Source organism: Persicitalea sp., assembly GCF_041751555.1.
Taxonomy (GTDB): Bacteria; Bacteroidota; Bacteroidia; order Cytophagales; family Spirosomataceae; genus Persicitalea.
The window spans coordinates 1-6,966 of record NZ_JBGSXF010000213.1; the positions used below are offsets into that span (position 1 = coordinate 1).

The 6,966-nt window shown below is 51.9% G+C and carries 7 protein-coding genes; 3 read left to right on the forward strand and 4 right to left on the reverse strand.

What is annotated here, in order from left to right:
- Positions 1-1,840: copper-translocating P-type ATPase (locus tag ACEW8P_RS07685; protein ID WP_373512508.1), on the forward strand; the 1,840-nt coding region annotated here is incomplete at its 5' end.
- 25 nt (positions 1,841-1,865) lie between these two features.
- Here ACEW8P_RS07685 and ACEW8P_RS07690 read toward each other — a convergent pair.
- From ACEW8P_RS07690 to ACEW8P_RS07705, 4 genes are all read right to left on the reverse strand, one after another.
- The gene (locus ACEW8P_RS07690) at positions 1,866-2,981 is read right to left on the reverse strand and encodes a T9SS type A sorting domain-containing protein (protein ID WP_373512509.1); all 1,116 of its coding nucleotides are present in this window, start codon (positions 2,979-2,981) and stop codon (positions 1,866-1,868) included.
- A gap of 146 nt (positions 2,982-3,127) precedes the next feature.
- The gene (locus ACEW8P_RS07695; RefSeq protein WP_373512510.1) at positions 3,128-3,529 is read right to left on the reverse strand and encodes a type II toxin-antitoxin system VapC family toxin; all 402 of its coding nucleotides are present in this window, start codon (positions 3,527-3,529) and stop codon (positions 3,128-3,130) included.
- Positions 3,530-3,766, reverse strand: a complete 237-nt coding sequence (locus tag ACEW8P_RS07700; RefSeq protein WP_373512511.1) for a hypothetical protein — start codon at positions 3,764-3,766, stop codon at positions 3,530-3,532.
- Between the two features lie 55 nt (positions 3,767-3,821).
- Positions 3,822-5,489, reverse strand: coding sequence for a glutamine--tRNA ligase/YqeY domain fusion protein (locus ACEW8P_RS07705; RefSeq protein ID WP_373512512.1), 1,668 nt, complete (start codon positions 5,487-5,489; stop codon positions 3,822-3,824).
- Positions 5,490-5,606: 117 nt separating this feature from the next.
- Here ACEW8P_RS07705 and truA point away from each other — a divergent pair, with 117 nt between their 5' ends.
- On the forward strand, positions 5,607-6,353 hold the full coding sequence (gene truA, locus ACEW8P_RS07710) for a tRNA pseudouridine(38-40) synthase TruA (protein ID WP_373512513.1): 747 nt from the start codon (positions 5,607-5,609) through the stop codon (positions 6,351-6,353).
- A 22-nt stretch (positions 6,354-6,375) separates the two neighbouring features.
- A partial coding sequence (locus ACEW8P_RS07715; protein WP_373512514.1) for an NTP transferase domain-containing protein occupies positions 6,376-6,966 on the forward strand: 591 nt, incomplete at its 3' end.

The following is a 6,966-nucleotide window of genomic DNA, read 5'->3' on the forward strand; positions in this document are numbered from 1 at the left end:
GCTGGTATTTTTTGGTAAAGAGTTTTTTGTGAATGCCTGGAAGCAAGCCCGCCACGGGAAGGCCAACATGGACACGCTCGTCGCGCTCAGCACAGGCATTGCGTTTCTATTCAGTACTTTCAATACTTTTTATCCTGAATACTGGTATAGTCGCGGTCTGGAACCCCATGTCTATTTTGAGGCGGCGGCGATCATTATTTTCTTTATTTTATTAGGAAAATTGCTGGAAGAACGCGCCAAAAGCAACACTTCCGATGCCCTGCGCAAGCTGATGAACCTGCAACCCAAACTCGTGCGCGTGCGTCGCGACGGGCAGGAGCAGGAAATAGACACCAAGGAAGTCCGCATAGGCGATGAGGTCATCATTCGCTCGGGTGAGAATATCCCTGTGGACGGGAAAGTACTTTCGGGCAGTTCGTTTGTGGACGAAAGCCTCATGACGGGTGAGCCGCTGCCCGCCGAAAAGGCACCAGGCGCTGAGGTGTTTGCCGGAACCATCAACCAGCAGGGTAGTTTCAGCTTTCGGGCGGAAAAAGTGGGCAAACAAACCGTATTGGCCCAAATCATTCGCACCGTACAGGAGGCGCAGGGTAGCAAAGCCCCTGTGCAGCGGCTAGTGGATAAAATAGCAGGCATTTTCGTCCCCGTGGTACTGGGTATTGCGGTGCTCACCTTCGTGGTTTGGCTCCTGGTAGGTGGCGAAAATGCCCTCACGCACGCGCTACTCACTTCCGTGTCGGTGCTGGTGATAGCTTGTCCGTGTGCGCTGGGACTGGCGACACCGACGGCCATTATGGTGGGCGTGGGCAAAGGAGCCGAGAACAACATATTGATTCGCGACGCCGAGAGCCTGGAAATTGCCCATAAGGTGGACGCCGTGGTGCTGGATAAAACCGGGACATTGACCGAAGGAAGGCCGGAAGTGGCGGGGTGGTACTTTGTCAAAGGAGAAAAGGATGGGGCCGCCGGGCGGGAAGGACGTCACAAGGCAGCGATACAGGCGATTGAGAGCCGTTCGGAGCATCCGTTGGGGCAGGCAATTTCGGCTGCCGGGCGGAGTGACGGTTTGGTTCAAGTGGAAAATTTTCAATCGGTGACGGGCAGTGGCGTGGTCGGGGTAGTTAACGGGGAAAAGTACGTAATCGGGACGCCTGATTTTTTGAAAAATGAAGGGATCGCGCTCGACTCTGAACTGACTGAACTCAGCGCGGAGCTGCGCGGAAAAGCTCAGACGGTTATTGGTGTAGGGTGGGAGGGAAGGCAAATCGCCCTGGTCGCGTTGGCCGACCAACTGAAAACTACCTCCGCCGAAGCGGTCGCGAAATTGCAGAAGGAGGGAATCGAAGTCTATATGCTTACGGGCGATAACGCCCAAACCGCCGCGCAGGTCGCACGGGAGGTGGGCCTTGAACACTTCGAGGCCGAAGTGAAGCCGCAGGACAAAATGGATTTTGTGAAAAAGCTGCAAGCCGAAGGCAAAACCGTGGCGATGGTTGGCGACGGCATCAACGACTCGCAGGCCCTGGCCCAAGCCGACCTCAGCGTAGCGATGGGCCGCGGCTCCGACGTGGCGATGGATGTTGCCAAGATGACGCTCATCACTTCTGATTTGCTGGCCCTACCGAAGGCTTTGAAACTGTCGCGCCGTACGGTGACAACAATCCGGCAGAACCTTTTCTGGGCGTTCATCTATAATCTCATCGGGATTCCGCTGGCGGCGGGGGTACTTTATCCGGTGAATGGGTTCTTGCTCAATCCCATGATCGCCGGGGCGGCAATGGCGTTGAGTTCGGTGTCGGTAGTGACGAATAGTTTGCGGCTGCGGGGGATGAAGCTGTGAGGTCGAAGGGGATAAACAAACTTATTCACCGCACAAACTTCCGCATCAATACCGCGTCCTCACTTTGCACTCGAATCAGGTAAACGCCTTTCGCTAAGTCGCCCGTCCTGAATTCCAGCGAGCACCGCGAAGCAGCATCTTTAAAATCAGCTTGCTGTAAAATGCGTCCCTGCAGATCGACCATTTCGATGTGCATAGCGGATGGCTGGCGCAGGCTGACTTCCACCGTGACGGATTCCGCGCTGGGAACGGGAAAAATCTTCATCGAAATTTCAGCCGATAGAAATTCCTGCGGTGGCAGAGCGGTAATGACGCCGTTGAAGTCGGCCAAGGCAGGTTCAAAAGGCGGAATGACAATGGTCGGACTATTCTGGTCGGTGATGGTCAGGGAGTAAGTGCGCCAGGTTTCAGCAACTTTCACACCGTTCCGCCACTCTTCGGTTACGTAGGCGTAGGCATAGAGCCCAATTTCTGTCGGAGCGTTCCAGACCAGAAGCGCTGCCGGGCGGTCGATCTTAAAAGTACCCTCACGGGTTACTTCATTGGGGAAGACATAATTAGTCAGGGTAGTTGGTTGGCATTCTTGCTGTTGAGTGAGCAGCCTGGTGATCCGGTAGGAAAGGCTATCGCCATCGGGATCAGTTTTGGGCAAAGCCAGGGAAAACACCTGCCGCAGCCCGCTCATGAATTTTGGATTGGGCGCCTGGGCCACGGCATTAGGCGAGGTAGTATCGAGGATAGTCTTGATGACCAGCGGTAGTTCCTTGGTCGGAGAGAGGCGGTCTAAGTTAAGTATCCCGTTGGTAAGGTTGTCAAGACTTGCCGTAAGAGTGTACTTTCCGGCGGCAGCGTAAGTGTGTACCACACGATACACGCTACGGTTGACGTTGGGGCTGCCTTCTAATTTTTCAGAGCTCACTCGCTTGGCTACCAGCCTTAACCCATCACCTAAGCAGATGATTAGGTCTGTTTGGGCATTGACTGCTGGTCCACCATTTTGCAGGTCGAGGTACAGGATTCCGGTGATTTCGTAGGTGAGGCCACTGGTATTTTTGGCCAGTATCTCGCCCCCTAACAGGTGCGTGGCGCGGGCTGTGAGGGCAAGGCAGCAACCGAGTACGAACAAGGATAGCTTTTTCATGAGAGCAGATGGTTTGGGAAGTAGTTAGTTCAGGAACGTTTTGATAAAAAAACATAGTATCGGAAATTGAAAAGACGAGCCAAAAGCTCGTCTTTTTTCAATTTTTAGATTTCTATTATTCAGAAAGCACTAAGCCGAATATCTATTTAGACTTCTATAACTTCAACGAGTGATCTGTAGAAACCGAATTTTGCATCTGAGGTAATGATTGGTAACGAGTTGCTTAGGGCCACTGCTAAAATCAGACGATCAAACGGATCTCGATGTTCAGCATAAAGGGGGATTTTATCGTAGCTGACCAAATGGGAAATGGTGATCGGTAAAAACTTGATTTTATCTTGAATTGCAACCTCAACTACACTCTCGACTGAAACATGAAAATTGGGTAGTTTTCCGATTTTTAGCTTGATGACTATCTCATAAAGACTTGCATAGCTGACGTAGATTTGGTTTTTGCCATCTATAAGAATAGCTCTTGTAGATTGGTCCAGTTCTGGATCGTTCGATTGAAACCAAAGTAATATCTGAGTATCGATCAGGTAATGCATCTACATATAATCTTCTAAATCATCAAGGGGATCATTGAAATCATCAGGAAGCGATAACGTTTTTCCCTTCAAATGGTCTAGCCGCAACAATCCGCCCGGAACCCGGTCTTGTGGGGACGAGCTTGGCTGCTTTTCGCTTAAAAAAGTGACAAGCACTTCCGACTTGTAAACATCGGGTACGGGTTCCAAGAAAGTCAGTACGCCATTTTCGTAAATTCCTTTGATGGCTGTGTACATAGCAGAAAAGTTTTAGTGTTGGAAACAAGATACGTAGGAAAATATTCACAACCAATCACTTTCCCTTAGCCCAGTTATCCCGAAGCCCCACCGTTTGGTTCAGTACCACGCCCGCATCTGAACTGTCCGGGTCCACCGAGAAGTAGCCCTTGCGCAGCAATTGGAAGGCTTCGCCGGGTACGGCTGTTTTGAAAGCAGGTTCGGCGTGGGCCGTAATGACCGACAGCGAGTCGGGGTTGAGGTACTCTTTAAAATCGCCCTCTTCCGAAGACGGATCTTCCACGCGGAAAAGGCGATCGTACTGCCGGATTTCCACCGGAATGCTGTGCGCGACCGACACCCAATGCAGCGTTCCTTTCACTTTCAGGCCCGACTCATCCTGGCCGCTCTTGCTGTTTTCGATGTAGGTGCAACGCACTTCCTCAACGTTGCCGTCGGCGTCTTTGACTACCTCGTCACAACGAATGATGTAGGCGCTCTTCAATCGCACCATTTGACCGGGGGCCAGGCGGAAGTACTTCTTGAAGGGATTTTCCATGAAGTCATCCTGCTCTATGTATAGTTCACGCGAGAAAGGTACTTCGCGATCGCCCGTTTCGGGTTGCTCAGGGTTATTCTCACTAAGGCACATTTCCGTTTTTCCTTCCGGAAAATTAGTGATGATCACTTTAAGCGGATCAAGAACGGCCATTCGACGAGGAGAAGTGGCGTTCAGGTCTTCGCGGATGCAAAACTCTAACAGGCTCATATCGATGAGATTGTCGCGCTTGGCTACACCGATGCGCTCGCAGAAATTGCGAATCGAGGCGGGCGTATAGCCGCGCCGCCGCAGACCCGAAATCGTCGGCATCCGTGGGTCGTCCCAACCCGAAACATGGCCCTCGTTCACCAATTGAAGGAGTTTGCGCTTGCTCATTACAGTATATGTCAGGTTAAGACGGGCAAACTCGTACTGCTTAGAGGGGAAAATGTCCAGCTTTTCAATGAACCAGTCGTACAGCGCACGGTGGGGAATGAACTCCAACGTACAAATAGAGTGCGTGATGCGCTCGATGGCGTCCGACTGCCCGTGGGCGAAGTCGTACATTGGGTAGATGCACCACTTATCGCCCGTGCGGTGGTGAGTCGCAAACTTGATGCGGTACATGAACGGGTCGCGCAGGTGCATGTTGGGCGCGGCAAGGTCGATCTTGGCCCGCAGTACCCGGCTGCCTTCGGCAAACTCACCTTTGCGCATTCGCTCGAACATATCTAGATTTTCGGCTACTGAGCGATCGCGGTAGGGACCGGGCTTGCCGGGTTCGGTAGGTGTGCCTTTCAGGGCCGCGATTTCCTCCGCCGTTGAGTCGTCCACGTAGGCTAAACCCTTCTCGATCAATTTAACGGCGAAGGCATAAAGCTGATCGAAATAATCAGAAGCATAGCGTTCTTCCACCCAATCAAAGCCCAGCCAGCGCACGTCGTTCTTGATAGAATCGACGTACTCGATGTCTTCGGTCGTGGGGTTTGTGTCGTCAAAACGGAGGTTGGTGCCACCGCCGTACTTCTGCGCCAGACCGAAGTTCAAGCAGATTGATTTGGCATGGCCAATGTGCAGATAACCATTAGGTTCGGGTGGGAAGCGCGTCAGAACGCGCCCGTCGTTTTTGCCTTCGCGCAAATCTTTTTCGACTATCTCCTCGATGAAATTCAGTGACTTTTCTTCTGTTTTATCAGCAACCATTGTTTGTTCTTCTTTTCTTAGTATTAGGCTCTTGGTTTTGCATACTTGGCGCAAGATATTAAGTTCGGAGCAACATCGGTTCCCAATGAAGTACCAAGTACCTCGTACATTTGCAAAATGAGGTACTTCATCGAACTTGCCTACAAAGGTACTAATTTCATCGGCTGGCAGCGGCAGGTAAAAGGCCGCTCAGTGCAGCAGACACTGGAAGAAGCCCTTACAACCATCCTGCGTCAGCCCATCGAAGTAGTTGGTAGCAGTCGTACCGACGCGGGCGTACACGCCAGCCAGCAGTTCGCGCATTTTGATTTGGAGAAGGCAATGCCCGATGCCAATAAAGTAGTGTATCGTCTGAATAGCCTGCTGCCATCCGACTTAGCGGTAAAGGAGATTTTCTCCGTAGCTAATGATGTTCACGCACGTTTTGCCGCCACGCACCGTCGCTACGAGTACCGCCTCATCCGGCAGAAAAACCCTTTTCTGGCCGGCGAAGCCTACATTTTTCGTCCCGATCTTGATATTGAAGAAATGAACGCTGCCGCTGCTCTACTATTGCAGCACGACGATTTCGAGAGTTTCAGCAAAGTACACACTGACGTAAAAACGTTTGTTTGCGAAATCACGCAGGCCGAATGGCAACAGAAAGATGAGGTTCTGACTTTTGTCGTACAATCGAATCGCTTCCTGCGCGGTATGGTGCGGGGGCTGGTCGGCACACTTTTGGAGGTGGGGACTGGGAAAAGCACAGTGGCGGATTTTGAAAAAATAATTCTGGCCAAAGACCGCCGAGCCGCTGGACCACAGGCACCCGCGCAGGGTCTTTTTCTGGTAGAAGTAGGGTATCCTTCAGCTATCGGTGGTTAGCCAAACTCACAAACCCATTAAAATGACTATAGGAACAATCATTCTCGCCGCCGGCGCATCGCAGCGCATGGGGCAACCCAAGCAAATACTCAAAATAGAAAAAGGAAAGGGTCTATTGCTAAAAACTGTCGAAACCGCCCTGGCGACCTCGCTACGCCCGGTGATCGTAGTAGTTGGGGCCAACAAAGCCGAAGTGGTTCCCGAGCTGAACGGGCTACCCGTCACGATTGTGGACAACGCTTTTTGGCAGGAAGGCATGGCCACTTCCGTAAAAGTGGGCCTGGCCGGGCTCTTTATGACCGAGCCTAAGCTAGACGGCGTACTGATGTTAGTCTGCGATCAACCGTACCTGACTGCCGCCTTACTGAATCAAATGGTAGCAACTTTTGAAGAATCGGGAAAAAAGGCGGTGGCGTGCCGCTACAAAAAACAGTGGGGTGTCCCCGTGTTGATTGGTCGCGACCTGCTGGCTGAACTCACCCAAATCAAAGGCGACCAGGGGGCCAAACCGCTACTAAAAAAGAATCTGAAAGATGTAGCGTTTGTGGATTTCGAGCAGGGAGTAATAGATTTAGATACGCCGGGGGATTATGCGGCGTATTTGGGGGGGGAA

What these genes read in the sequence shown, in the direction of transcription:
- ACEW8P_RS07690 (WP_373512509.1), bottom strand. Translation starts at nt 2,981, where the DNA reads ATGAAAAAGCTATCCTTGTTCGTACTCGGTTGCTGCCTTGCCCTCACA.
- truA (WP_373512513.1), top strand. Translation starts at nt 5,607, where the DNA reads ATGAGGTACTTCATCGAACTTGCCTACAAAGGTACTAATTTCATCGGC.
- ACEW8P_RS07705 (WP_373512512.1), bottom strand. Translation starts at nt 5,489, where the DNA reads ATGGTTGCTGATAAAACAGAAGAAAAGTCACTGAATTTCATCGAGGAG.
- ACEW8P_RS07695 (WP_373512510.1), bottom strand. Translation starts at nt 3,529, where the DNA reads ATGCATTACCTGATCGATACTCAGATATTACTTTGGTTTCAATCGAAC.
- ACEW8P_RS07700 (WP_373512511.1), bottom strand. Translation starts at nt 3,766, where the DNA reads ATGTACACAGCCATCAAAGGAATTTACGAAAATGGCGTACTGACTTTC.